The organism is Paracraurococcus lichenis (genome assembly GCF_030657435.1).
Classification (GTDB): Bacteria; Pseudomonadota; Alphaproteobacteria; order Acetobacterales; family Acetobacteraceae; genus Paracraurococcus; species Paracraurococcus lichenis.
Genome location: NZ_JAUTWS010000014.1, coordinates 38,494 through 63,900, shown reverse-complemented (window position 1 = coordinate 63,900; position 25,407 = coordinate 38,494). Strand labels below are relative to the sequence as shown.

28 protein-coding genes are annotated in these 25,407 nt (G+C 71.4%); 25 read left to right on the top strand and 3 right to left on the bottom strand.

Features of this window, described 5'->3' with window-relative positions; translation table 11 throughout:
- Positions 1-3: 3 nt before the first annotated feature.
- The 16 genes from Q7A36_RS16135 (at position 4) to Q7A36_RS16060 (ending at position 15,951) form a co-directional block, all read left to right on the top strand.
- Entirely contained in the window at positions 4-1,968 is a 1,965-nt protein-coding gene (locus Q7A36_RS16135; protein ID WP_305104750.1) for a molybdopterin biosynthesis protein, read from the top strand.
- Between the two features lie 176 nt (positions 1,969-2,144).
- Complete coding sequence (locus Q7A36_RS16130) at positions 2,145-3,332, top strand: homocitrate synthase/isopropylmalate synthase family protein (protein WP_305104749.1); 1,188 nt, start codon at positions 2,145-2,147, stop codon at positions 3,330-3,332.
- 96 nt (positions 3,333-3,428) lie between these two features.
- Positions 3,429-5,102: a nif-specific transcriptional activator NifA gene (nifA, locus tag Q7A36_RS16125; RefSeq protein ID WP_305104748.1), complete on the top strand. Its 1,674-nt coding sequence runs from the start codon at positions 3,429-3,431 to the stop codon at positions 5,100-5,102.
- Between the two features lie 192 nt (positions 5,103-5,294).
- Positions 5,295-5,489: a 4Fe-4S dicluster domain-containing protein gene (locus tag Q7A36_RS16120; RefSeq protein ID WP_305104747.1), complete on the top strand. Its 195-nt coding sequence runs from the start codon at positions 5,295-5,297 to the stop codon at positions 5,487-5,489.
- 2 nt (positions 5,490-5,491) lie between these two features.
- Complete coding sequence (locus tag Q7A36_RS16115) at positions 5,492-5,650, top strand: hypothetical protein (protein ID WP_305104746.1); 159 nt, start codon at positions 5,492-5,494, stop codon at positions 5,648-5,650.
- Between the two features lie 510 nt (positions 5,651-6,160).
- Entirely contained in the window at positions 6,161-6,481 is a 321-nt protein-coding gene (locus Q7A36_RS16110) for a HesB/IscA family protein (protein ID WP_305104745.1), read from the top strand.
- 13 nt (positions 6,482-6,494) lie between these two features.
- The gene (gene nifU, locus Q7A36_RS16105; protein ID WP_305104744.1) at positions 6,495-7,415 is read left to right on the top strand and encodes a Fe-S cluster assembly protein NifU; all 921 of its coding nucleotides are present in this window, start codon (positions 6,495-6,497) and stop codon (positions 7,413-7,415) included.
- A 2-nt stretch (positions 7,416-7,417) separates the two neighbouring features.
- A complete protein-coding gene (gene nifS / locus Q7A36_RS16100) occupies positions 7,418-8,614 on the top strand; it encodes a cysteine desulfurase NifS (RefSeq protein ID WP_305104743.1) in 1,197 nt (398 codons plus the stop codon).
- A 7-nt stretch (positions 8,615-8,621) separates the two neighbouring features.
- On the top strand, positions 8,622-9,383 hold the full coding sequence (gene cysE, locus Q7A36_RS16095) for a serine O-acetyltransferase (protein WP_305104742.1): 762 nt from the start codon (positions 8,622-8,624) through the stop codon (positions 9,381-9,383).
- Positions 9,380-9,703, top strand: coding sequence for a nitrogenase stabilizing/protective protein NifW (gene nifW / locus Q7A36_RS16090; protein ID WP_305104741.1), 324 nt, complete (start codon positions 9,380-9,382; stop codon positions 9,701-9,703). Before cysE ends, nifW begins: the two co-directional genes overlap by 4 nt.
- A gap of 3 nt (positions 9,704-9,706) precedes the next feature.
- Positions 9,707-10,561 (top strand): electron transfer flavoprotein subunit beta/FixA family protein, encoded by an 855-nt coding sequence (locus Q7A36_RS16085; protein ID WP_305104740.1) that lies wholly within the window; start codon positions 9,707-9,709, stop codon positions 10,559-10,561.
- A gap of 13 nt (positions 10,562-10,574) precedes the next feature.
- A complete protein-coding gene (locus tag Q7A36_RS16080) occupies positions 10,575-11,663 on the top strand; it encodes an electron transfer flavoprotein subunit alpha/FixB family protein (RefSeq protein ID WP_305104739.1) in 1,089 nt (362 codons plus the stop codon).
- Between the two features lie 13 nt (positions 11,664-11,676).
- Positions 11,677-12,981 (top strand): FAD-dependent monooxygenase, encoded by a 1,305-nt coding sequence (locus tag Q7A36_RS16075; protein WP_305104738.1) that lies wholly within the window; start codon positions 11,677-11,679, stop codon positions 12,979-12,981.
- Positions 12,982-12,993: 12 nt separating this feature from the next.
- Complete coding sequence (locus Q7A36_RS16070; protein WP_305104737.1) at positions 12,994-13,281, top strand: ferredoxin family protein; 288 nt, start codon at positions 12,994-12,996, stop codon at positions 13,279-13,281.
- A gap of 5 nt (positions 13,282-13,286) precedes the next feature.
- On the top strand, positions 13,287-13,508 hold the full coding sequence (locus Q7A36_RS16065) for a hypothetical protein (protein ID WP_305104736.1): 222 nt from the start codon (positions 13,287-13,289) through the stop codon (positions 13,506-13,508).
- A gap of 238 nt (positions 13,509-13,746) precedes the next feature.
- Positions 13,747-15,951, top strand: a complete 2,205-nt coding sequence (locus Q7A36_RS16060) for an amylo-alpha-1,6-glucosidase (RefSeq protein ID WP_305104735.1) — start codon at positions 13,747-13,749, stop codon at positions 15,949-15,951.
- Positions 15,952-16,047: 96 nt separating this feature from the next.
- Here the strand turns inward: Q7A36_RS16060 and Q7A36_RS16055 are convergent, their stop codons facing one another.
- Positions 16,048-17,109: a glycosyltransferase family 4 protein gene (locus Q7A36_RS16055; protein ID WP_305104734.1), complete on the bottom strand. Its 1,062-nt coding sequence runs from the start codon at positions 17,107-17,109 to the stop codon at positions 16,048-16,050.
- 271 nt (positions 17,110-17,380) lie between these two features.
- On the opposite strand from Q7A36_RS16055, the gene Q7A36_RS16050 reads away from it, so the two are divergent.
- Entirely contained in the window at positions 17,381-17,896 is a 516-nt protein-coding gene (locus Q7A36_RS16050; RefSeq protein WP_305104733.1) for a prolyl-tRNA synthetase associated domain-containing protein, read from the top strand.
- 167 nt (positions 17,897-18,063) lie between these two features.
- Here the strand turns inward: Q7A36_RS16050 and Q7A36_RS16045 are convergent, their stop codons facing one another.
- Complete coding sequence (locus Q7A36_RS16045; RefSeq protein WP_305104732.1) at positions 18,064-18,870, bottom strand: choice-of-anchor E domain-containing protein; 807 nt, start codon at positions 18,868-18,870, stop codon at positions 18,064-18,066.
- A gap of 488 nt (positions 18,871-19,358) precedes the next feature.
- Between Q7A36_RS16045 and Q7A36_RS16040 the strand changes: the two genes are divergently transcribed.
- The 6 genes from Q7A36_RS16040 to Q7A36_RS16015 all read left to right on the top strand — a co-directional run bounded on the left by Q7A36_RS16040 (position 19,359) and on the right by Q7A36_RS16015 (position 22,030).
- Positions 19,359-20,309, top strand: coding sequence for a thioredoxin family protein (locus Q7A36_RS16040; protein WP_305104731.1), 951 nt, complete (start codon positions 19,359-19,361; stop codon positions 20,307-20,309).
- 10 nt (positions 20,310-20,319) lie between these two features.
- A complete protein-coding gene (locus Q7A36_RS16035) occupies positions 20,320-20,997 on the top strand; it encodes an LON peptidase substrate-binding domain-containing protein (protein ID WP_305104730.1) in 678 nt (225 codons plus the stop codon).
- Between the two features lie 72 nt (positions 20,998-21,069).
- The gene (locus Q7A36_RS16030) at positions 21,070-21,267 is read left to right on the top strand and encodes a hypothetical protein (protein ID WP_305104729.1); all 198 of its coding nucleotides are present in this window, start codon (positions 21,070-21,072) and stop codon (positions 21,265-21,267) included.
- Positions 21,264-21,392, top strand: a complete 129-nt coding sequence (locus Q7A36_RS16025) for a hypothetical protein (RefSeq protein WP_305104728.1) — start codon at positions 21,264-21,266, stop codon at positions 21,390-21,392. Before Q7A36_RS16030 ends, Q7A36_RS16025 begins: the two co-directional genes overlap by 4 nt.
- A 57-nt stretch (positions 21,393-21,449) precedes the next feature.
- Entirely contained in the window at positions 21,450-21,662 is a 213-nt protein-coding gene (locus tag Q7A36_RS16020) for a Trm112 family protein (RefSeq protein ID WP_305104727.1), read from the top strand.
- Positions 21,662-22,030, top strand: a complete 369-nt coding sequence (locus Q7A36_RS16015; RefSeq protein ID WP_305104726.1) for a DUF971 domain-containing protein — start codon at positions 21,662-21,664, stop codon at positions 22,028-22,030. The genes Q7A36_RS16020 and Q7A36_RS16015 overlap by 1 nt, the downstream gene beginning before the upstream one ends.
- A gap of 60 nt (positions 22,031-22,090) precedes the next feature.
- Here Q7A36_RS16015 and Q7A36_RS16010 read toward each other — a convergent pair whose 3' ends face one another.
- Complete coding sequence (locus tag Q7A36_RS16010; protein ID WP_305104725.1) at positions 22,091-23,362, bottom strand: FAD-dependent monooxygenase; 1,272 nt, start codon at positions 23,360-23,362, stop codon at positions 22,091-22,093.
- 307 nt (positions 23,363-23,669) lie between these two features.
- Between Q7A36_RS16010 and Q7A36_RS16005 the strand changes: the two genes are divergently transcribed.
- Both Q7A36_RS16005 and Q7A36_RS16000 read left to right on the top strand, forming a co-directional pair.
- The gene (locus Q7A36_RS16005; RefSeq protein WP_305104724.1) at positions 23,670-24,008 is read left to right on the top strand and encodes a P-II family nitrogen regulator; all 339 of its coding nucleotides are present in this window, start codon (positions 23,670-23,672) and stop codon (positions 24,006-24,008) included.
- A 41-nt stretch (positions 24,009-24,049) separates the two neighbouring features.
- On the top strand, positions 24,050-25,381 hold the full coding sequence (locus Q7A36_RS16000; protein WP_305104723.1) for an ammonium transporter: 1,332 nt from the start codon (positions 24,050-24,052) through the stop codon (positions 25,379-25,381).
- Positions 25,382-25,407: the final 26 nt, after the last annotated feature.

Here is a 25,407-nt window from a genome sequence, read left to right as displayed (position 1 = left end):
ACGATGCCTGACACGACCGACCTCCTCGACCGCATCCGCCGTGCCGCGCGGCAGGAGCAGTTTCTCCATGTCCTCCCCGCCGGGGAGGCGACGGCCCGCTTCCGCGCCGCGCTCGACCTGCGGCCCCTGCCGGCCGAGACCGTGCCGCTCGCGGCCAGCCTCGGCCGGGTGGTGGCGGAAGGGATGGCGGCGCTGGCCGATGCGCCGCCCTTCGACCGCGCCTCGGTGGACGGTTTCGCGCTGCGCGCCGCCGATACCGCGGGCGCGACCGAGGCCGCGCCGCGCCGCTTCCGGCTGAATGCCGAGCTGCTGGCCTGCGGCACGGCGCCGGCGATCGAGGTCGCGCCCGGCACCGCGACCGCCATCGCGACGGGCGGCGTCATCCCGCGCGGGGCGGATGCGGTGGTCATGATCGAGCACACCCGCTGCGAGGAAGGCGAGGCGGGGCCGGAGATGCTGCTGGCGCGGCCGGCCGCGCCCGGCCAGTCCATCGCCTTCGCCGGCAGCGACATCGCCCGCGGCGAGACGCTGCTGCGCGCCGGCACCCTCGTCACCAGCCGCGAGATCGGCATGCTGGCCGCCGCCGGCCTCGATGCCGTGCCGGTGGTGCGCCGGCCGCGGGTCGCGGTGCTCTCGACCGGCGACGAGCTGGTGCCGCCGGGCAGCGCCCTGCCGCAGGGCGGGATCTACGACAGCAACGCCGCGATCCTCTGCGCCGCTATCGCCGAGCATGGCGGCGAGCCGGTGCCGATGGGCATCTTCCGCGACGAGGAGGCGGCGCTGGAGGAGGCGGTGCGCGCGGCGCTGGCGCAGGCCGACCTCGTCGTCATGTCGGGCGGCACCAGCAAAGGCGCGGGCGATGTCTCGCACCGCATCCTCTCGCGCCTCGGGCCGCCGGGGATCCTGGTGCATGGCGTGGCGCTGAAGCCGGGCAAGCCGCTCTGCCTTGCCGTCGTCGAGGCCAGGCCCGTGGTGGTGCTGCCGGGCTTCCCGACGAGCGCGGTCTTCACCTTCCAGGAATTCGTCGTCCCCGTCATCCGGGCGCTCGCCGGCCTGCCCGCGCGCGAGGAGGCTGAGGTCGCGGCCAGGCTCGCCGTCCGCACGCCGAGTGAGCTCGGGCGGACGGAATACGTGATGGTCTCGTTGTCCGAGGCGGAGGGCGGGCTGCGCGCCTTCCCGCTCGGCAAGGGCTCGGGCAGCGTCACCGCCTTCTCCCAGGCGGACGGCTTCTTCGCCATCCCGGCGCTGGATGCGGGCGCCGAGGCCGGCGCCAGCGTGCAGGTGCGGCTGATCGGCGCCGCGCATCCGCCCGACCTGACCATCATCGGCAGCCACGACCTCGGCCTCGACGCGGTGCTGGAGGTGCTGGCCGCCGAGGGCATCCGCGCCCGGACGCTGGCGGTCGGCAGCCTCGGCGGCCTGGCCGCGGCGAAGCGCGGCGAATGCGACCTCGCGGGGGCGCATCTGCTGGACCCGAAGACCGGGACCTACAACGCGCCTTTCCTCGCGCCCGGGCTGCGCCTGGTGCCGGGCTGGCGGCGGATGCAGGGGGTGGTGCATCGCCGCGGCGACCCGCGCTTCGAGGGACTCACCGGCGAGGAGGCGGTGCGCCGCGCCGCCGCCGATCCGGCGCTGCTGCTGGTCAATCGCAATGCCGGCAGCGGCACGCGCATCCTGCTGGACGGGCTGCTGCAGGGCGCGCGGCCGCCGGGCCATGCCAACCAGCCGAAGTCGCACAATGCCGTCGCCGCGGCGGTGGCGCAGGGCCGCGCGGACTGGGGCGTCGCCATCGCCACGGTGGCCGCCGCCTATGACCTCGGCTTCCTGCCGCTGGCCGAGGAGCACTACGACTTCTTCCTGCCGGAGGCGCGGGCGGAGCGGCCGGCGGTGCGCGCCTTCCTCGCGGCCATCGCGATGCCGGCGGTGCAGGCGCGGCTGGCGGCGCTGGGGTTCAGTCCGCCTTCATAACGTCGTCGGATATCCGACGCGGCCCGACAGCGCCGCGGCCCGCATGGCGCATCCCCCGCCACCCGCCCGGCCTGCCCAAGCCCTTGCACGACAAGGCCGCACCGCCCGCCGGCGCCGGTGCCGCGCCCCTGGCATGCCGGTTGCTGAACCCCGCCATCCTCGGACGGGAATGCGCCATGCCCGACATCATGCCCCCCGCGCTGCCCCCCACCCTGGCCGAGGCGGCGCCGCGCCTGATCCGGCTGAACGACAGCACGCTGCGCGACGGCGAGCAGGCGCCCGGCGTCAGCTTCACCCGCGCGGAGAAGCTGGCCATCGCCCACGCCCTGGACGAGGCCGGCATCGACGAGATCGAGGCCGGCACGCCCGCCATGGGCGAGGCCGAGATCGAGGTCATCGCCGAGATCGGGCGCGTCGCGCGCCGCGCCACGGTCATCGCCTGGGGCCGGATGAAGGAGGAGGACGTGGCGGCCGCGCGGCGCACCGGCCTCCGCCATGTCAGCCTCTCCGTCCCCATGTCGGCGCGGCAGATGCGGGCGAAGGGCTATGCCGGGCCGGCCGACGTCCTCTCGCGCATCGCCCGCATCCTGCCGCTGGCGCAGGATGCGGGGCTGCACGTCATGGTCGGCGGCGAGGATTCCAGCCGCGCCGAGCCCGAGACCATCCTGCGGGTGCTGGAGGCCGTCGAGGCGGCCGGCGGCAGCAAGTTCCGCTTCGCCGATACGCTCGGCGTGCTCGAGCCCTTCGGCACCCGCGACCTGTTCCGCCGGATGCGCGCGGCGACCGGCCTCGACCTCGAATTCCACGGCCATGACGATCTTGGCCTCGCCACGGCCAATACGCTCGCGGCCGTCGCCGGCGGCGCGACGCATGCCAGCGTCTGCGTGCTCGGCCTCGGCGAGCGGGCGGGCAATGCGCCGCTCGAGCAGGTGGCCGTCGCCCTGGCGCGCACCGGGCGGCACCGCAGCCGCGCCGAGTTCTCCCGCCTCTGCGGCCTCGCCGTCATCGTCGCCGCGGCGGCGGGACGCGCGGTGCCGGAAAGCCAGCCGATCGTCGGCGAGGCGGCCTTCAGCCATGAATCCGGCATCCATGTCAGCGGCCTGCTGCGCGATCCCGGCACCTACGAGGCGCTCGACCCCGCGCTCTTCGGGCGGGCCCGGCGCATCGTGCTGGGCAAGCATTCCGGCCTCGCCGCGGTGCTGCATGCGCTCGAGGATCTCGGGCTGGAGGCGGATGCGGCGGCGGCGCAGGACCTGCTGCAGGCCGTGCGCGCCCTGGCCGAGCGGACGAAGCGTGCCGTGAGCCTGGCCGATCTGCGGGGCTTGCATGCGGCGCGCCATATGGGATTGTGCACTGCGAAATAGGCTTGCGAAGTCGGACGCAATTTCCCTAGCCTTAGTGGAAAGCGCCCGCACCGGCTTCCGCAACCGCTCCCTGATGGCAGTGCCCTGGAGGCGACCATGCCGGCTGTGCCCATGGCCACGGATGTCGAAGCGATCCCGAAGGCGCCTCGAAGAAGCATGGACCTCCACGGGATATATGAAATTTCAAAAATCCTGTGCCGGCCGGACTCGCTGCCGCGGATCCTGAAATCGACGCTCGGCGTCCTCGACAGCTTTCTCGACATGAGCCTCGGGCTGATCGTGCTGCTCGACGAGGCGGGCGAGCCGGAACTCATTACCGGCGGGCGCCTGAACGAGGCGGATGCCGAGCGCTGCTTCCAGGCGATGCCGGAACGCGCCATCGGCCAGATCGTCGTCACCCATGTGCCGGTGGTGCTGGACGACGTCGCGGCGCATGACGAGTTCGGGCCCTGGGACACCTCGCTCTGGGGCGCGCCCGACCGGCGCTTCACCTTCATCGGCGTGCCGATCCGCGAGCGCGAGAGGACGCTCGGCCTGCTGATCATCGCCCGGGCCTGGACGGACCATCCGACGATCGAGCCGGACAGCGACATCCGCTTCCTCAAGATGGTCGGCAACCTGATGGCGCAGACCATCCGCCTGCACCGCGTGCTGGCGCGCGACCGCGACCGGCTGCTGGACGAGCAGCGCCGGATGGAGAAGGCGCGCGACGCGGCGCCGAGCGCGCCCCTGCCCGGCAGCATCGCCGGCATCGTCGGCCGCAGCCCGCAGATCCGCGCGGTGGTCGAGAAGGTGCGGGTGGCGGCGCGGCGCGACGTCACCGTCCTGCTGCGCGGCGAATCCGGCACCGGCAAGGAATTGTTCGCGCAGGCGATCCACAACCTCTCGGCCCGCGCGCAGGGCCCCTTCGTCACGCTGAACTGCGCCGCCCTGCCCGAGAGCGTGCTGGAGAGCGAGCTCTTCGGCCATGAGAAGGGCGCCTTCACCGGCGCGCTCAATACCCGCAAGGGGCGGTTCGAGCTGGCCGATGGCGGCACGCTCTTCCTCGACGAGATCGGCGAGATCTCGGCCGCCTTCCAGGCCAAGCTGCTGCGCGTGCTGCAGGAGGGCGAGTTCGAGCGCGTCGGCGGCAGCCGCACGCTGAAGGTCAATGTCCGGCTGGTGGCGGCGACCAACCGCAACCTGGAGGAGGCGGTGGCGAAGGGGACCTTCCGCGCCGACCTCTACTACCGCATCAGCGTTGTCCCGGTGCTGCTGCCGCCGCTGCGCGACCGGCGCGGCGACATCCCGCTGCTGGCCGACAATTTCCTGGCGCGCTTCAACAAGGAGAACGCGACCGGCATCGCGCTGGACCGGTCCGCCTACGACGTCCTGACGCAGTGCAACTTCCCCGGCAATGTGCGGGAGCTGGAGAACTGCATCCGCCGCACCGCGACGCTGACGCCGGGCGCCCGCATCGTCGAGCACGACTTCGCCTGCCGCAACGACGGCTGCCTCTCCGCCCTGCTGTGGAAGCCGGGGCAGCCGGCGGCGCCGCTGCCGGTGGTGACGCGGCCCGCGCCGGCGGCCAAGGCGCCGGAGGCGCCCTGCGACAAGGCCGAGAGTTGCGCCGCCCTGCAGGGCGGCGGCAGGAGCGAGCGCGACCGGCTGGTCGAGGCCATGGAGAAGACCGGCTGGGTGCAGGCCAAGGCGGCGCGGCTGCTGAACCTGACGCCGCGCCAGATCGGCTACGCGCTGCGCAAGCACGGCATCCCGATCCAGAAGCTGTAGCACGGGCGCTGTCAGGAAGCGGACGCGCCTGTCCGGGAGCGGACAGGCGATGTGGAGTGAAAAGCCGCGGATTTCCGCGGCTTTTTTCATGGCACGGGGCTTGCGATCCGCGGCGCGGCAGCAGGGCGCGGCGAGGACGGCCCCGTCGTGCCAAGCGCCCGAGACCCGACGCGGCCTGTCAAGGAGAGTGCCATGGCCCTGAAGATCGTCGCCTCCCAGTGCACCGTCTGCGGCGCCTGCGAGTTCGAGTGCCCGAATGCCGCCATCCGCATGAAGGGCGACACCTACATCATCGACCCGAAGAAGTGCACGGAGTGCGAGGGCCAGTTCGACACGCCGCAATGCGCGGCCGTCTGCCCCGTGCCGAAGACCTGCATCAAGGCCTGAGCATGACGCCGGCGCCGGACCAGGCGGCGCGTGCGGCCCCTGTGGCGGAGGGTGCCGCGCCCTGGGCGCGGCTGATGCAGGGCTGGCTGCAGACCCTGCCGCCGACGGCGCCCCGCAGCGGCGCCGCGGCCGAGGCCGGCGGACAGGCCGCGGCGGACTGACCCCGACCGGCGGACATCCCGCCGGCTGCCGGGCGGCGCATGGCGAGGATGCCGATGCGGCGTCACACGACAGGACATGCCGGCTGGCATCCGTGCCGGCCGGCAAGGACCATGCAGGCGCCGGCGTGCCAGCGAAGGCCTGCCGGTCGCCGCACCCGGCGAACCGCCGGTCCCCCTCCCCGAGGCTGAACGCGCCGCACCTCCCGACGCCCGCGGCGTGCTGCCGCGCCGGATGCGCGGCCACCGCCGCCTCTCCCCCACAGCGATGGCGAACCGCACCCGCCGCCCGCGGCGCGTGCGGCCGCGCGCGCATCGATGCGGCGCGAAGCCAGTGTCGGCTTGGGCCGACACGCGCCATGTCGGCATCACGACAGCATCCGTGTCGGGATGCCGTCCTCGCGCGGAAAGCCGCGGAATTCCTTGGTTTCCGGCTCTGGCACGGGCCTTGCTGCCAAGGCTTCCGAAAGGCTGGTCCGCCAGGCGGGCCCGCTGCGGAACGCGGAGGCAGGCATGATCGAGTTGACCGACAGCGCCGTGAGGGCGGTTCGCCAGGCTCTCGGGACATCGCAGGCGCCCGACACCGGTCTCCGCATCATGGTCGAGGCCGGCGGCTGCTCCGGCTTCAAATACGCCATGGGGATCGTGCAGCAGCCCGAGGCGACCGACGTCGTCATCGAGAAGGACGGCGTCCGCGTCTATGTCGACGCCGTCAGCGAGGAATACCTGAAGGGCACGGTGGTGGACTTCGTCACCGCGCTCGAGGGCTCCGGCTTTTCCTTCGACAACCCGAATGCCGCGAGCAAATGCTCCTGCGGCAAGTCCTTCGGCTGAGGGGGCGCGCGCCATGTGGGACTACACCGACAAGGTCAAGGAATACTTCTTCAACCCGAAGAACGCCGGCGTGCTCGAGGAGGCGAACGCGGTCGGCGAGGTCGGCGCGATCTCCTGCGGCGACGCGCTGAAGCTGATGATGAAGGTGGAGCCGGGGACCGAGGTCATCACCGAGGCGAAGTTCCAGACCTTCGGCTGCGGCTCGGCCATCGCCTCCTCCTCGGCGTTGACCGAGATCATCATCGGCAAGACCGTGCAGCAGGCGCTGGAGCTGACCAACCAGGACATCGCCGACTTCCTCGGCGGCCTGCCGCCGGAGAAGATGCACTGCTCCGTCATGGGCTACGAGGCGCTGCGCGCCGCCATCGCCAACTACAAGGGCGAGGAATGGCATGACGACCACGAGGAAGGCGCGCTGGTCTGCAAGTGCTTCGGCATCGACGAGGGCATGCTGGAGCGGGCGATCCGCATCAACGGCCTGACCTCGGTCGAGCAGGTGACGCATTTCACCAAGGCGGCGGGAAGCTGCGGCACCTGCGTCGAGGGCGTCGAGGGCGTGCTGGCGAAGACCAATGCGGCGATGGTGGAGGAGGGGATCCTCGAGGCCTCGCTCGCCTTCGACCCGTCCAACTCCGTCGCGCCGGTGCGGCGCAAGCAGAAGCAGTCCCCGCTGGCCCCCGCGGCGAAGCAGGGCCTGACGACGCTGCAGAAGATCCGGCTGATCGAGGCGGCGATCGAGGAGCTGCGGCCCTTCCTCAAGCGCGACGGCGGCGATTGCGAGCTGGTCGACGTCGATGGCGACCGGGTCATGGTGAAGCTCTCCGGCGCCTGCGTCGGTTGCCAGATGGCGAGCGTCACCGTGAACGGCATCCAGGAGAAGCTGATCGAGAAGCTCGGCACGCCGCTCCGCGTCATTCCCGTGAAGGGTCACTGACCATGCGCCCGGTCTATCTCGACAACAATGCCACGACGCGCGTCGACCCTGCCGTGGTGCAGGAGATGCTGCCCTACTTCTCCGAGCAGTTCGGCAATGCCTCCTCCATGCATGCCTTCGGCGCCTCGGTCAGCGGCGCGCTGAAGACGGCGCGGGAGCGGCTGCAGGCGCTGCTCGGCGCCGAGTTCGACCACGAGATCGTCTGGACCGGCGGCGGCACGGAATCCGACAACACCGCGCTGCTCTCCGCGCTGGAGACGCAGGGCGGGCGGAACGAGATCGTCACCACCCAGGTCGAGCATCCGGCGATCCTCAATCTCTGCGAATGGCTGCAGAAGAGCCGCGGCATCAAGGTGCACCACATCCCTGTGGATGCCCGCGGCCGGCTGGATGTGGAGGCCTATCGCCGCGCCCTCGGCCCGAAGACCGCCATCGCCAGCATCATGTGGGCGAACAACGAGACCGGCACCATCTTCCCGGTCGAGACGCTGGCGGAGCTCGCGCATGAGGCCGGCGCGCTGTTCCACACCGATGCGGTGCAGGCCGTCGGCAAGCTGCCGATCGACCTGAAGAACTCGGAGATCGACCTGCTCTCGCTCTCCGGCCACAAGCTGCATGCGCCGAAGGGCATCGGCGCGCTCTATGTCCGCAAGGGCGTGCGGCTGCGGCCGATGATCCGCGGCGGCCACCAGGAGCGCGGCCGGCGCGCCGGGACGGAGAACGTGCCGGGCATCGTCGGCCTGGGCAAGGCCGCCGAACTCGCCCTCGCCCATATGGAGGAGGAGAATACCCGCGTCCGGGCGCTGCGCGACCGGCTGGAGAAGGGCCTGGTGCAGCGCATCGGCAATGCCATCGTCACCGGCGACCAGGACAGCCGCCTGCCCAATACCACCAACATCGCCTTCGAATTCGTCGAGGGCGAGGGCATCCTGCTGCTGCTGAACAAGGCGGGCATCGCCTGCTCCTCCGGCTCGGCCTGCACCTCCGGCTCGCTCGAGCCCTCCCACGTGCTGCGGGCGATGAAGGTGCCCTATACCGCGGCGCATGGCGCCATCCGCTTCTCCTTCTCCCGCGACAACGTCGAGGAGGACGTGGACCAGGTGCTCGAGGCGATGCCGCCGGTCATCGAGAAGCTGCGCGCGCTCTCGCCCTTCTGGTCGAAGAACGGCCAGACGCAATTTGCGCCCAGTTATGTGTGAGGGTGTGATGCCGGGCGCCGCCGCCGAGCAGATCGCCTCGCTGGAGGTCCGGATGCCCGGCCTGCTCCGGACGCTCCGCGACGACGTCGCCTGCGTGAAGGCCCGCGACCCGGCGGCCCGCTTCACGCTGGAGATCCTGCTGACCTATCCGGGCGTGCATGCGGTGCTGCTGCACCGCCTGGCGAACCGGCTCTGGAAGGCGGGCGCGCGCTTCCCGGCGCGGCTGCTCTCCTGGTTCGCTCGGCTGACCACCAATGTCGACATCCATCCGGGCGCGACGATCGGCCGCCGCTTCTTCATCGACCACGGCGCGGGCGTTGTGATCGGCGAGACGGCCGAGGTCGGCGACGACGTCACGCTCTATCACGGCGTGACGCTGGGCGGGACGAGCTGGTCGCCCGGCAAGCGCCACCCGACGCTGCGCGATGGCGTGCTGGTCGGCGCCGGCGCCAAGATCCTCGGCCCGATCGAGGTCGGCGCCAATGCCCGCGTCGGCGCGAACAGCGTGGTGATCGAGGACGTGCCGCCCGGCATGACCGTGGTCGGCATTCCCGGCAAGGTGGTGCGCGACCCGCGGGAGCGCCGGCGCCTCGCCCATGGCCGCATCGACCTCGAGCATCACCTGATGCCCGACCCGGTCGGCCAGGCGCTCTCGGCGCTGCTCGACCGCATCGACTTCCTGGAGGCGCGCGTCGCGCATCTCCAGCGCCCGCGGCGCGGCGAGGCCGTGCCGGGCTGCGACATCTGCGACGAAGGGAAGGCGCCATGAGCCCCATCCTGGAGGATCTCGGCCGGGTCTCGGCCGCCGAGGACTTCTTCACCCTGCTGGAGGTCCCCTTCGACCAGCAGGTCCTGAACGTCGCCCGGCTGCACATCCTGCGCCGCATGCGGGACTATCTCCGCGGCGAGGCGCTGGAGGGCAAGCCGGAGGAGGAGGCGCGAGCCCTGGTCCGCGCGCATCTGGCGCGGGCCTATGCGGATTTCGTCGCCTCCTCACCCATCGAGCAGCGGGTCTTCAAGGTCCACCAGGACGCGGTGCGCCCGGCGGGCAAGGCCTTCGTCCCGCTCTCCTCCATCCTGGAGGCCTGAGCCATGCACATCACCGTCTGCATCAAGCAGGTGCCGGACAGCGCGCAGATCCGCGTCCATCCGGTGACCAATACGATCATGCGGCAGGGCGTGCCGACGGTCATCAATCCCTATGACCTCTTCGCCGTCGAGGAGGCGCTGCGCCTGCGCGACCGGCTCGGCGGCGAGGTGACGATCCTGACCATGGGCCCGCCCTCGGCCGAGGATTCACTGCGGAAGGCGCTGACCTTCGGCGCCGACCGCGCCGTGCTGCTGACGGACCGCTTCTTCGCCGGCTCCGACACCCTCGCGACCAGCTTCGCCCTGGCCCAGGCCATCCGGAAGATCGGCGAGACCTGGGGCGCGCCGGACATCGTCTTCACCGGCAAGCAGACGATCGATGGCGACACCGCCCAGGTCGGCCCGGGCATCGCCCGCCGCCTCGGCCTCAACCAGCTCACCTATGTCGCGGCGATCGATGCGCTGGATCCGGTGGCCGGCACCATGACGGTGCGCCGCCGGTCCGAGGGCGGGGTGCAGGAGCTGACGACGCGCCTGCCCGCGCTGGTGACGATGCTGGAGGGCACCAACGAGATCCGCCGCGGCAGGGTGGCCGATGCGCTGCGCGCCGCGCGGGCCGAGGTGGTGATCTGGAGCGCCAAGGATGCCGGCATCACCGACCTGACGCTCTGCGGCCTCCGCGGCTCGCCGACCGTGGTGAAGCAGGTCTTCGCGCCGAAGCCGCGCTCGGACAAGGCCGAGCAGGTCGAGCTGCAGGAGAGGACGCCGGCGCAGATCGCGGAAGCCGCCATGGCGCGGATCTTCGCCCGGCTGCCGGGGATCGAGGACGACCTGCTGCGCCAGGCAGCGGGCTATTGAGGAGGCTCGAGCGATGAGCGGAAGCACGAAGCCCGCCGGCGGCCGGGCCGGCATGAAGAAGGAACTGCCGGAGCATTTCAAGGCCTACCGGCATGTCTGGGTTTATGTCGAGGTCGAGCACGGCGCCATCCACCCGGTCTCGCTGGAGCTGCTGGGCGAGGGCCGCAAGCTCGCCGACAAGCTCGGCGTCGAGCTCGCGGGCGTGCTGCTCGGCGGCGACGAGCCAGGGCTGCAGCAGGCGGCCGTCACCTGCTGGGAGCACGGCGCCGACCTGGTCTACCTGACCGCCGACCCGATCCTCGAGCACTACCGCAACGAGCCCTATACGCGGGCGATGACCGAGCTGGTCAATACCTACAAGCCGGAGATCCTGCTGCTGGGCGCGACGGTGCTCGGCCGCGACCTCGCCGGCGCGGTGGCGACGACGCTGCTGACCGGCCTGACGGCGGACTGCACGGAACTGGCGATCGACGACGAGCGGTCGCTCGCCGCGACGCGGCCGACCTTCGGCGGCTCGCTGCTCTGCACCATCCACACGCTGAACTTCCGGCCGCAGATGGCGACCGTCCGGCCGCGCGTGATGCCGATGCCGAAGGCCGAGCCCGGGCGGTCCGGCCGCGTCGTGCCGCACCCGCTGACCCTGCGGGAGGAGGACATCGTCACCAAGGTGCTCTCCTTCCTGCCGGACCGCGACAGCGACAAGGCGCAGCTCGCCTATGCCGATATCGTCGTCGCCGGCGGGCTCGGCCTGCGCTCGGTCGAGAATTTCCAGGCGGTGCGGGAACTCGCCGCGGTGCTCGGCGGCGAATGGGGCGGGTCCCGGCCGCTGGTGCAGAAGGGCTGGATCAGCGCCGACCGGCAGATCGGCCAGACCGGCAAGACCATCCGCCCGCGGCTCTACATCGCCGCCGGCATCTCGGGCGCCATCCAGCACCGCGTGGGCGTGGAGGGCGCGGACCTCATCCTCGCCATCAACACGGACGCCAATGCGCCCATCTTCGACTTCGCGCATCTCGGCATCGTCGCCGATGCGATGGAGATCCTGCCGGCGCTGACGGAGACCTTCCGCCGGCGCCTCTCGGTCAACCGCCTGGCCGGCTGAAGGGATACGCGCCATGGAGCAGGAACGCTTCGATGCCATCGTGGTGGGCGCCGGCCCCTCCGGCAATGCGGCCGCCTATACCATGGCGAAGGCCGGGCTGAACGTCCTGCAGCTGGAGCGCGGGGAATATCCCGGCTCCAAGAATGTCCAGGGCGCGATCCTCTATGCCGATGCGCTGGAGAAGGTCATCCCCGATTTCCGCGAGGATGCGCCGCTGGAGCGGCACATCATCGAGCAGCGCATCTGGATGATGGACGACGCCTCCCATACCGGCATGCACTACCGGTCGGATACCTTCAACGAGGAGAAGCCGAACCGCTATACGATCATCCGCGCCCAGTTCGACCGCTGGTTCAGCCGGCGGGTGCGCGAGGCCGGCGCCACCGTGCTCTGCGAGACCACGGTGACGGAGCTGCTGAAGGACACCCAGGGCCGCGTCATCGGCGTGCTGACCGATCGCGGGCCGGAGCCGCTGCTGGCCGATGTGGTGGTGTTGGCGGAGGGCGTGAACGGCCTGGTCGGCCAGCGCGCCGGCCTGCGCCGGGAGCTGCAGCCCGACCATGTCGCGCTGGCGGTCAAGGAGATGCATTTCCTGCCGCAGGAGGTGGTGGAGCAGCGCTTCAACCTGAAGGGCGACGAGGGCGTGGTGATCGAGGCCATGGGCACGATCACCCGGGGCATGACCGGCACCGCCTTCCTCTACACCAACCGCGAGAGCATCTCGGTCGGCATCGGCTGCATGGTGGGCGACTTCGCGGAGAAGCGGATCAAGCCCTATGCGCTGCTCGACGCCTTCAAGAACCACCCGAGCATCCGGCCGCTGCTCGAGGGCAGCGAGATCCGCGAATACGTCGCGCACCTGATCCCGGAGGGCGGCTACAACGCGATCCCCGAGCTCTGCGGCGATGGCTGGCTGGTCGCGGGCGATGCCGGGCATTTCGTCAATGCCGTGCACCGCGAGGGCTCGAACCTCGCCATGACCACCGGCCGCCTGGCGGGCGAGACCATCGTCTGGCTGAAGCGCCGGCGCGAGGCCTGCAGCAGGGCCAACCTCGCGGAATACACGAAGCGGCTCGAAGCCAGCTTCGTGATGAAGGACATGAAGAAGTACCGGGGCATCCCCGGGCTGCTGCACAACAGCCGGCACCTGCTGGATGTCTATCCGCGCCTGGTCAGCCAGGCCGCGCAGACCTGGTTCCGGGTCGACGGCACCGACAAGAAGACGAAGGAGGGCCAGATCCTCGGCTCGCTGCGCCAGGCGCGCGGCTGGCGGGGCCTGGTCGGGGACGCCGTGAAGGTGGCACGCGCCTGGCGCTGAGGAGCAAGGGTCATGACCGCACCGCGTATCGAAGAGAAGCTCTTCCAGAACCGCTACCTCGTGGATGCGGGCCGGCCCCACATCCGCATCCGGCCGCACGAGAAGCCCTCGGCCGCGCTGCTGGCGATGGTCGATACCTGCCCCGCCGGCTGCTATCTCGAGACCGACAAGGGCACGGTCGAGATCGTTGCCGACGGCTGCATCGAATGCGGCACCTGCCGCGTCGTCACGCAGAAGACCGGCGAGATCGAGTGGAACTACCCGCGCGGCGGGTTCGGCATCCTCTTCAAGTTCGGCTGACGGCGATGGACGCGACCGACTGCTCCGCGGATTGCGTCTGCCGGCACGCCGTGCTGAACGCCTATCGCGCGCTGACCTCCGGCCGCGGCAGCGACCGCCGCGCGCTGTCCTCCTGCGTGCGGCTCTACCGCTGCCATCACCGCGACAGCACGCCGGGGGAGGCCTGGGCGCAGGTTTCCCACTGGGTGAACACGGCGTTGGCGGGCGAGGACCGCTTCGCACCCTGACGGAACCGCACCGGCCTGGCCTTGTATGTTGGGCGAGCCGATTCAGACCTCCGGGCCATCCGGCCCTTCGGTCATCGGCGCGCCTCAGGCCGGTGCCACGGCCCCGCTCCCGCCTCCCCTCTCCAGGGGGCGGGGCCGTTCCTTCCCCTTGGTCAAGCATGCGTCATCGCATGCACCGACACCTTGCGGTTTCCTGCCCGGGCGCTTCCCTCCCGTGATCCGGGCCGAGGAGACCTCCATGACCGCACCCCAGGCGACCGCCATACTGCAGGCCGGAGAGGGGGCGGACCCGCATTCGATCACCGCGAGCATTTCACTGCAGGAAATGCGACCACGCGTGCTGAAGGGCGACGACACCTTCGCGGTGCTGAACCGCAACGGCGATGCGGTGCCGGTGCCGGGCGGGCCGGAGGGGCTCTACCACCGCGACACGCGCCACCTCTCGCGGCTGGAACTGATGGTGGCGGGCATGAAGCCGCTGCTGCTGAGCTCCGCCGTTTCCGACGACGGCGCCGTCCTCACCTGCGACCTGACGAACCCCGACCTGCCCTCGACGCCGCAGCGGGCGGCAATCGAGAAGGACCAGGTGCATATCCGCCGGTCGAAATTCATCCGCAGCGGCATCTGCTTCGAGCGCCTGACCATCCGCAACCATGCCGAGAAGCCGCTGCAGCTCGAGCTCTCGCTGCATGTCGGGGCCGACTTCGTCGACCTCTTCGAGGTGCGCGGCGAGGTGCGGGCGCGGCGCGGCACGCTGCACCCGCCCGTCATGGCCGGCGATGGCGTCACGCTGTCCTATACCGGCCTCGACGGCGAGCGGCGGGAGACCCGGCTGCGCTTCGAGCCGGCGCCGGCGCGGATCGCCCCGGACCGCGCGGTCTTCGAATTGCCGCTGCAGCCGAACGAGCGCGTGACCCTGCTGGTCGAGGCGCGCTGCGACCCGAACCACGGCGCGGGCGAGCCGGCGCGCTCCGCCTTCCTCCGCGCGCTCTGGGAGGACAGCCGGGAGCGCCGCGCGGTGCAGTCGCGCTCCGCCTCCGTCACGACAGCCGATACCGGCTTCGACGAAATGATCGGCCGGTCGCTGGCCGACCTGACGATGCTGACGACGCAGACGCCGGAAGGGCCCTTCCCCTATGCCGGCGTGCCCTGGTTCAGCACCGCCTTCGGGCGCGACTCGCTCGTCACCGCCTGGCTGACGCTCTGGCTCGACCCGACGCTCACCCTCGGCGTGCTGCGCCACCTCGCCGCCATGCAGGCGACCGGCTTCGATGCCGCGGCGGATGCCGAGCCGGGGAAAATCCTGCACGAGACGCGCTGCGGCGAGATGGCCATGCTCGGCGAGGTGCCCTTCCGCCGCTACTACGGCAGCATCGATTCGACGCCGCTCTTCGTCGCGCTGGCCGGCGCCTTCCTCGACCGCACCGGGGATGCGGAGGCGCTCCGCGCCCTCTGGCCGAATATCGCGGCGGCGCTCGGCTGGATCGAGAAGCATGGCGACCGCGACGGCGACGGCTTCGTCGAATACGGGCGCATGACGGAGGCCGGCCTCGCCAACCAGGGCTGGAAGGATTCCTGGGACAGCGTCTCGCACGCCGATGGCCAGCTTGCGAAGGGGCCGATCGCGCTCTGCGAGGTGCAGGCCTATGTGCATGCCGCCTGGCTCGCCGCCGCGCGCATCGCCCGCGCGCTCGGCCGTCCCGAGGACGAGGCGCGGGCGATGGAGGCGAAGGCCGCGGCGCTGCGCACGCGCTTCGAGCAGGTCTTCTGGGACGATGCCATGGGGCTCTACGCCCTCGCGCTCGACGGCGAGAAGCGGCCCTGCCGCGTCCGCGCCTCCAATGCCGGGCATGTGCTGCTCGGCGGCCTCGCCGCGGAGGATCGCGCCGCCTCGGTCGCGCGGCACCTGATGGATGGCAGCTTCCATTCCGGCTGGGGCATCCGCACCCTGGCGACGACCGAGGCCCGCTACAACCCGATGAGCTACCACAACGGCTCGGTCTGGCCGCACGACACGGCGCTGATCGGCCTCGGCCTCGCGCGCTACGGCCATCGCGCGCCGGCGGCGCGGCTGCTGGAGGGGCTGACGGCGGCCGCGGCGCGGCTCGACCTGCGGCGGCTGCCGGAACTCTTCTGCGGCTTCCCGCGGCGCGGCGGGCAGGGGCCCACGGCCTATCCGGTCGCCTGCGCGCCGCAGGCCTGGGCGGCGGCGGCGCCGATCGGGCTGCTCGGCGCCTGCCTCGGCCTCTCCTTCGATCCGGCGGAGCGGCTGGTGCGGCTGGAGCGGCCGGTGCTGCCGCAGGGGCTGGACCGGGTGCTGCTGCGCGGCCTCAGCCTCGGCGGCGCCCGCATCGACATCGAGTTGCGGCGCGCGGCGGGCGATTCGGTGGCGATGAGCGTGCCGAGCCGCAGCGGCGAGATCGGCGCGGTGCTGCTGGCCTGAGGCACGCGCGTCCGGGCGACGGACGGCAGAACCGCCGCGCCGGCGACGAGGATGGCGGGCGGTGCCCCGGCCTGCCGGCCGGGGCACGCAGTCCCCTCACTCGGCGGCGATGGCCTCCACCGAGGCCATGCGGGCACGGACCAGGCGCTCGTAGAGCGCGACATGGTCCTCCGCCATGCGGCGGGCGGTGAAGCGCCGCTCGAACTCCGCGCGGATGGTGGCGCGCGACAGCAGGGGCAGCCGGGCGACCGCGTCCACCGCGGCGTCCATGTCCCGCACCAGGAAGCCGGTCTTCCCGTCCTCCAGCACCTCCGGCACCGAGCCGTGGTTGAAGGCGATGACCGGCGTGCCGCAGGCCATCGCCTCGATCATCACCAGGCCGAAGGGCTCGGGCCAGTCGATCGGGAAGAGCAGCGCCCGGGCGCCCGAGAGGAACTCCGCCTTCTGGTGGTCGCCGATCTCGCCGATGTACTCGACATGCGGGAGTTTCAGCAGGGGCTCGATTTTCGCCTCGAAGTAGTCGCGGTCGGCGCGGTCCACCTTGGCGGCAATCTTGACTTTCATCCCGGCGCGGCCGGCGATCTCAATCGCGCGGTCCACCCGCTTCTCCGGCGAGATGCGGCCGAGGAAGGCGAGATAGGAGGGCTCCACGCCGGGGGTCGGCCGGAACAGGGTCTCCGGCAGGCCGTGATGGATGGTGCGCGCCCAATTCGCCCAGGCCATCGGCTTGCGCTGGCTATCGGAGATGGAGATCAGCGGCACATCGGTGTGCAACTCGTAATGCCCCCAGATCTCCGGCAGGTCGAGCCGGCCGTGCAGCGTCGTCACATGCGGCGTGGGCTGCCGGGTGAAGAGCGAGAAGGGCATGTAGTCGAGGTGGAAGTGCAGCACGTCGAACTCATGGGCACGCCGCAGCACCCGCTCGAGCATCAGGAAGACCGGCGCATTCGCGTCGCCAATGCTCTTGTCGAGCCGCAGCGCCTGCGGGCTCATCGCCGCCAGCTTCGCCGCGGTGACGGAATCGCCGCTGGCGAAGAGCGTCACGTCGTGGCCGAGTGCGACGAGTTCCTCCGTGAGGTAAGAGACGACCCTCTCGGTCCCGCCATAGAGCTTCGGCGGTACCGCTTCGGCCAGCGGCGCGATCTGCGCGATTCGCATTGATGATCCTCTCCTGCCCGGTGAATTCCGCCGTGCCGGCCGGAACCTCATCCGGGTCGGTTGCTTGCCTCCTTTGAACGTCAGGATTCCGACCAGATCGTGGCGCCGGGGTGGTCGTGCTGCGCCGCAATCAAACGCTCACGCGGTTGTTGGTGCTCGTTGCCATCACGCGCCGCGCGAAGCGCCGATCGCGGGTGGCGTGATGCCGCTGGCGCTTGCGCGGGCCTGCCGGCTGGCCGAAACAGCCGCGCCCCGCCATGGACCGCATCGCATGCCCGAAACCCCGGATGGCCTTCTCGCACGCCTCGCCGCGCTCGGGATCGAGACGCGGACGGTGACGCACCCGCCCGTCTTCACCGTGGCGGAGAGCCAGGCGCTGCGCGGCAGCCTCCCCGGCGGGCACAGCAAGAACCTGTTCCTCCGGCCGGCGAAGCGGGCGCCCGGGCCGCACCTGCTGGCCGTGCTGCAGGAGGACCGGCAGGTCTCGGTGAATGCGCTCGCCCGCGCCGCCGGCGCCGGGCGGGTGGAGATGGCGCCGGCCGAGGACCTGCGTGCCCTGCTGGGTGTGGAGCCCGGCTCCGTCACGCCCTTCGGCATGGTGAACGCGCCGGCCGGGGCGGTGCGGATCGTGCTGGATGCCGGGCTGCTGCGCGACCACCCTTGGGTGCATGTCCACCCGCTGGTCAACAGCATGACCACGGCGATCCGCCCGGCCGACCTGCTGCGCTTCCTCGAGGGGCTGGGGCACCGGCCGGAGGTGCTGGAGATCCCGCCGCCTGGGGGCTGAGCCGTCCGGCTGCTCGGGCATCGTGGCGGGCCGTCTTGCGGCGGTGGCCTGGGGTTCCGGGGTGATGGGTCGGTTCCGGCCGGTCTGGACCGCGCTGCGGCCGGGCCCGGGCGAGGGGAGCATGGTGGACTGGGTGGCCGGAGTTTTTCCGGCCGGCGTCTGCGGTCTCAGACCGTCTTGCGCTTCCGCTGCACGAGGCCGATGCCCAGCAGCCCGGCGCCCAACAGTGCGAGGCTCGCCGGCTCGGGCACGGGCGTGGTGGTGTAGTTCACGGTGACGGTGGCGGTGGCGCCGGCGAGGGTCGTGAACCGGGCGGATGCATTACCGCTGCCGACGAACTGCGACGCGCCCAGGGCTTCGACGTCCAGGGACAGCGTGCCCTGGCCGAGGAAGAGCGGGGCGAGGCTGGCGAAGACCGGGTTGTTCGCGTCGTAGGTCTGCGTCGTGCTGGCGGTGGCGCTGAGATTGTCGCCCCGTACCACCTGCGACGGTGCGAGGGTGAAAGTCTGCTGCACCAGCGGCAGGACGATGGCGAGCGGCTGGGCGGCCGGATCGGGCGAGGCGATGGAGATCGTCGCCCCGAGCTTGGCGACCTGGTTCGTGAAGGTCTTGCTGGTGGTCCAGCTGACCCATGCGTCATGTCGCCTCGTGAAGTTGGCGGTGCTCTCGTTCCCGTTCTTCGTCGGCTCCGGCCGTGCGTCGATCGTGTTCGTGGCGGAGAAATCGCCGAAGACGCTGCCGGTGAGGGCCACCACGATCGACGTGATGACAGCGCCCTGGCCGGTGATCTTCGGGATGTCGAGGGTGCCCATGATGTTCGTGTAGTCGGCCGTCGCCCTGGTCTGCCCGTCGAACCCATCGGGCAGCGAAACCGTCACCGAGATCGTGTGAGGGACCGGGGAGAGTGGCGAAGCCTCTGCCGAGGAGGCTGCGATGGCTGCCGTCGCGGCCGTGGCCAGCACGAGACGGGTCACGAGATTACTCATAAGGTAAGAAGACCTCTCCTGTACCGCGCGGGACGCCGGGGCAGTGCCCGTACGGGGTGTGGAACGACTGTTACCATCAGTGCGATTTAACCAAAAGGTTTATTTTATACGAAAGAAATCTATTCTTGAGACAAAACTGCGAAGGAGAGATGCCGGCCGGCCCCGGCCCCCTGGCGCTTCACCCTGGCGCCGCCGTTACCGGCCCGTCCCGCTCCGTGCAGGCAGCAGGGTTGCCCCGCTGCCCTGCTTGCGGCGGCCCGCCGGGCGCCGCGGCGCACCGCGCGGCCCGCATCCCCCGTCGGCTGGCCGGCGCCCGCTAGCCTCGACGCCTCCGCAGTGGCAACACTCCGCCTTCGGCCGGCCAGTGGGGTCCCGCCCGCGCCAGGGCGGGACGTGCCGCTGGCCGAATGGCTGATTGCCCATTGTCCCCGCGCCCTGCGGGGGCATGTAAGACCGCGAGAGTGAGGATTGCCGACATGGACGTGATCTTCGACCCGAACCGCCAGGGGCCCGGACCGGGGGCGGCGGCTGGCGGCGTCGACCCGATCAAGGACGGCGACCAGAAGACCTTCATGCAGGACGTGGTGAACGCCTCGCGCGAGGTGCCCGTCCTGGTGGATTTCTGGGCGACCTGGTGCGGCCCCTGCAAGACGCTGACGCCGACGCTCGAGAAGGTGGTGCGCGCCGCCGGCGGCCGCCTGCGCCTGGTCAAGATCGACATCGACAAGAACCGCGCGCTCGTCCAGCAGCTCACCCAGCTCGGCCTGCCGCTGCAGAGCGTGCCGACCGTCGCCGCCTTCTGGCAGGGCCAGATCCTCGACCTCTTCCAGGGCGCCCTGCCCGAGAGCGAGGTGAAGAAATTCGTCGAGGGCCTGCTGAAGGCGGCCGGCGGCCAGATGCCGACCGCCGACCTGCTGGCCGAGGCCAAGGCGGCCGCGGAGGAGGGCGACCACCAGGGCGCGCTGCAGCTCTTCGGCGCGCTGGTGCAGCAGGACCCCGAGAATGCCGAGGCCTTCGCCGGCGTCGCCCGCGCCCTCATGGCGCTCGAGGAGGAGGAGCAGGCGCTGCAGGTGCTGGAGAGCGTGCCGGCCAAGCTGCGCGACCATCCTGAGATCGCCTCGGTGCGCAGCGCGCTCGAGCTCGCCGCCGAGGGGCGCAAGGCGCGCTCCAAGCTCGCGGAGTTCGAGCAGCGCCTCCGCGCCGACCCGGATGACCATGCCGCGCGCATCGACCTCGCCGTCGCGCTTAACGCGGCGGGTGACCGCGACGGCGCGGTGGACGCGTTGCTCGAGGCCATCCGGCGCGACCGCGCCTGGAACGACGAGGCGGCGCGCAAACAGCTCCTGAAGTTCTTCGAGGCCTGGGGCTTCGACGACCCGGCCTCCAAGGCGGGGCGGCGCAAGCTGTCCTCGCTGCTGTTCCGGTAAGCCCCGCCCGGTGGCCGCCTTCCACCCGAGCCTCGCGGACCTGCCGGCGGAGATCGCGGTCTTCCCCCTCTCCGGCGCGCTGCTGCTGCCGGGCGGGCGGCTGCCGCTGAACATCTTCGAGCCGCGCTACCTCGCGATGACCCAGGACAGCCTGGCGGGGGGGCGGATGTTCGGCATGATCCAGCCGGAGCCGGGCGCGCCGCGCGGCCCGGCCGGCCCGGGCCTCTACCGCATAGGCTGCCTCGGGCGGCTCTCCTCCTTCGCCGAGACGGAGGACGGGCGGCTGCTGATCACCCTGACCGGGGTGATCCGCTTCCGGGTCGCCGAGGAGCTGGAGATGCGCCGGGGCTACCGGCGCGTGCGGGCGGATTATGCGGGGTTCGAGGCCGATCTCGACCTCTCCGAGCGGCCGGCCGGCATCGACCGCGTCGCGCTGCTCGGCGCGCTCCGGCCCTTCTTCCGGGCGCGCGGCATCGAGGCGAATTGGGAGGCGATCGAGCAGACCTCCGACCAGTTGCTGGTGCTGACGCTGGCCATGGTCTGCCCCTTCGAGGTGCGGGAGAAGCAGGCCCTTCTGGAGGCGCCGACGCCCGAGGAGCGGGCGGCGATGCTGGTCGCGCTGCTCGAGATCGGCGCGCATCCCGAGCCGGGGATGGGCGACCTGCCGCCGGACCGCCGGCCGAGCTGACCGCAATCGGTCCTTGCGCCGGCGTGCCGCGGCCCGGCGGGATCGCGGTAGCGAAACGATTCGGTCCGGCGGATGAGCCTGATCCATAACGAGCGGCTGAAGCTTCAGGTGAATGCGTTGGACCGGGCGTCCACGGCCTGCCTCGCGGCCGGCGTGCTGGGGCCGACGGTGGGCCAGCAGACCTCGCCGACCACGTTCCTCTGGCTGCTGGCAGCGGCCGGCCTGCATATGGTAGCCTACCGCATGCTCGGAAGATTGCAGGCCCCGTGAGCCACGACCTCTACGCCAATGTCGTCCTGCCGCTCGGCATCCTGGCGGTGGGCACCCTCTACGGCCTCTATGCCGTGTGGGACTACGAGCGCGCGATGCGGCGCGAGCGGTCCGGCAAGAAGTAGCCCGCCATCGCCCCCGGGGGGCGTGAAACCGGCGGCGATCGGCTCTACACACGGGCCATGAGCGACACCCAGAGCCCCACCCCGCCCGCCCCGGGCGGCGAGGTCGACCCCGCCCTGCTCGAGATCCTGGTCTGCCCGGTCACCAAGGGCCCGCTGCGCTACGACCGCGCCCGCGGCGAGCTGATCAGCGACAGCGCCCGCCTGGCCTATCCGATCCGCGACGGCATCCCGATCATGCTGCCGGACGAGGCGCGGCCGCTCGAGGCCTGATGCCAGCGGCCACCGAGATCCGGCTGAAGCGCGCCGAGCGCCTGCTGGAGGTCGCCTTCGACGACGGCAGCCGCTTCGCCCTCCCGGCCGAATACCTGCGGGTCGAGAGCCCCTCGGCCGAGGTGCAGGGGCATGGGCCGGGGCAGAAGGTGACGATCGCGGGACGCCGCGAGGTCGGCATCCTGCGGGTCGAGCCGGTCGGGCACTACGCCGTCCGCATCGTCTTTGACGACCTGCATGACAGCGGGATCTATGCCTGGGACTACCTGCACCGGCTGGGCCGGGAGCAGGCGGAGCGCTGGACGGCCTATGAGCGCGACCTCGCGGCCAAGGGGCTGAGCCGGGAGCCGCCGCGGCGCAAGGGCTGAGCGCCGCCCGGCCCCGGGGTTCCCTGCGGGGAGGCGGCGTCCGCCCGCCGGCGATCCGTCCTACCCCGCCCGCAGCAGCGGCTGCCCCGCCAGCAGACCCGTCACCCCCGGCCCGAGCCCCATGGCCTGCCGGGCGAAGGCCCGCTTCAGCGCCGGCATCCGGTCGACCGCCGCGATGCCGAGCCGCCGCGCCCAGCGCATCGGCGCGATGTCGTTCCCGAACAGCCGCTCCAGCGCATGCATGCCCGAGAGCATCAGCATCGTGTCCGGCCGCCGCCGCGCCTGGTAGCGCGCCAGCACCGCCGCATCACCCGGGTCGCCGCCGGCATTCCAGGCGGCGATCACCTCCTCGGCCAGCGCGGCGACGTCGCGAAAGCCGAGATTGAGGCCCTGCCCGGCGATCGGGTGCACGCCATGCGCCGCATCGCCCACCAGGGCAAGGCGCGTATCGGTCCAGCGCTCCACCTGCAGCGCCGAGAGCGGGTAGGACCAGCGCCGGCCGATCGGCCGGATCTCGCCGAGATGGTCGCCGAGCCGCCGCCGCAACTCGCGCCCGAAGCCGGCCTCGTCCAGCGCCAGCATGCGCCGCGCGATTGCCGTCCGGTCCGCCCAGACGAAGGCCGAGGCATGCGGATAGTTCGCGGTCCCGAAGCCGCCCGGCCCGCTGAGTGGCAATTGCGCGAAGGGCCCGTTCGGCAGGAACTGCTCGAGCGCGAGGTTGCGGTGCGGCTTCTCATGCGCGAAGGCGCCGACCATGCCGATCTGGTGGTAGTCCAGCACCGCGGCGCGGATGCCGGCCTGCTTGCGCAGCGGGCTGCCGCGCCCCTCGGCCGCGACCACCAGCCGCGCCTCCAGCATCTCCCCCGTCGAGAGGCGGATGGTCGCCCCCTCCGCCCGCCGCTCCACCTCGGCGGTGGCGGGGGCGAAGACCCGCAGGTCCGGCATCTGCGGCAGCCGCGCATTCAGCCCGACCCGCAGGCTCCGCGCCTCCACCATGTAGCCGAAGGGCTCGTCGGAGACCTCGGCCGCGTCGAATTGCAGACAGAGCGGCGAGGCGGGCTCGCCCGGACGGCCATCGGCGACGCGGATGCCGCGGATCGGGCAGGGGGTCTCGGGCAGGTGCTCCCAGATGCCGGCCGCCGCCAGTAGCCGCTGCGAGGTCAGCGCGATGGCATAGGCCCGGCCGTCGAAGGCCTGCAATTCCATGGGCGGCAGGGGCTGGGTGTCCACCACCGCGGTCGGCAGGCCGGCGGCGGCGAGGGTGGCGGCAAGGGTCGCGCCCACCGGGCCGGCGCCCAGGATGCAGACCGCGACGGTGGATGCTCTGGTCATGTCGGGTTCCTCACACTGGGTCAGGGGCCGGTCAAGCCGCGGGCGCCCGCGTCCTGCCCGCCCCCTGCCCAATTCGCGTGCAGATGGTTATCCCTCGACCACAATGCGCCAGTCGCGGAATGAACCCCGGCGCCGCCCGGCGGCCCGCCATCGCCGGGCCGGCACGGTAGGTCCGCCGCGGCGCGGCGGCCTGGCCGGGATTCACGAACCGGCATCGCCCCCTGCGCATCCCCGTCCCGGCGGGCCGGCCTGTGGCACGGGTTTTGGAAGGTCCGGAAGCCGGATTGGTTAGGAGGACTGCGGGCAGATGAAGCTGGTCATGGCATTCATCAAGCCCTTCAAGCTGGACGAGGTGCGCGAGGCGCTCACTCCGCTCGGCGTGCAGGGGCTGACGGTGACCGAGGTGAAGGGCTTCGGTCGGCAGAAGGGGCAGACGGAGATCTACCGGGGCGCTGAGTACCAGGTGAGCTTCCTGCCGAAGATCAAGATCGAGGTGGTGGTGCCCGACGCGCTCGTCGAGGGGGTGGTCGAGGCGATCGCCAAGGCCGCCCGCACCGACAAGATCGGCGACGGCAAGGTATTCGTGCTGGACGTCGAGAGCGCGCTGCGCATCCGCACCGGCGAGACCGGCGAGTCCGCGCTCTGACCCGCCTGCCGCTTCTTCACGCATACTAGGGGACAAAACCAATGAGGATGCCCGCACGCGCGCTGGCCGGAGCGGCCGCCGCGCTGCTGTTCGCAGCGCCTGCCCTGGCCCAAGACGGCCCGAAGATCGACACCGGCGATACCGCCTGGATGCTCACCAGCACCGCCCTGGTGCTGATGATGACCATCCCCGGCCTCGCGCTCTTCTATGCCGGCATGGTCCGCAAGAAGAACGTGCTCGCCACCATGATGCAGAGCTTCGCCATCACCGCCATCGTCACGGTGTGCTGGATGGTGGTCGGCTACAGCCTCGCCTTTGGCGAGGGCAATGCCTATGTCGGCGACCTCTCCAAGCTCTTCCTCTCCAGCCTGGCCGAGGGCTGGGACAAGCCCTTCACGCTGGGCAGCGGCGACGCGGCGGTGGCCACCACCGTCCCCGAGACGGTCTTCTGCATGTTCCAGATGACCTTCGCCATCATCACCCCGGCGCTGATCACCGGCGCCTTCGCCGACCGGATGAAGTTCAGCGCCCTGGTGCTGTTCAACATCCTCTGGACGCTGCTGATCTACAGCCCGATCGCGCACTGGGTCTGGCACCCGAACGGCTGGATCTTCGCCCTCGGCGCGCTCGACTTCGCCGGCGGCACGGTGGTGCACATCAATGCGGGCGTCGCCGGCCTGGTCGCGGCCATCGTGCTCGGCAAGCGCGTCGGCTACGGCACCGACAACATGTCCCCCTACAACCTGGCGCTCGCCGTGATCGGCGCCTCGCTGCTCTGGGTGGGCTGGTTCGGCTTCAATGCGGGCTCGGCGGTCGGCGCCAGCGCCCGCGCGGGCATGGCGATGCTGGTCACGCAGGTGGCGACCGGCGGCGCGGCGCTCGCCTGGCTCTTCGCGGAATGGGCGACCAAGGGCAAGCCCTCCGTCCTCGGCGCGATCTCGGGCGCCGTCGCCGGCCTCGTCGCCATCACCCCGGCCTCCGGCTTCGTCCTGCCGGTGCCGGCGCTGATCATCGGCGTGGTCGCCGGCCTTGCCGGCTTCTGGGGCGCGACCGCGCTCAAGCACCTCTGCGGCTATGACGACAGCCTCGACGCCTTCGGCGTGCACGGTGTCTGCGGCATCGTCGGCTCCCTGCTGACCGGTGTCTTCGCCTATGGCGCGCTGTCGGCCACGCCGGCCACGCCGGACGGCTACTCCGGCAGCATGGACCAGTTCATCATCCAGGCCGAGGCGGTGGGCGCGGTCTTCCTCTACACCGCGGTCGTCACCTTCATCCTGCTGAAGGTGGTGGACGTCATCGTCGGCCTGCGCGTCGCCGAGGAGGAGGAGCGCGAGGGCCTCGACGTCACCCAGCACGGCGAGCGCCTGGCCTGAGGCATCCGGGGGAGGAGGCGAGGCGC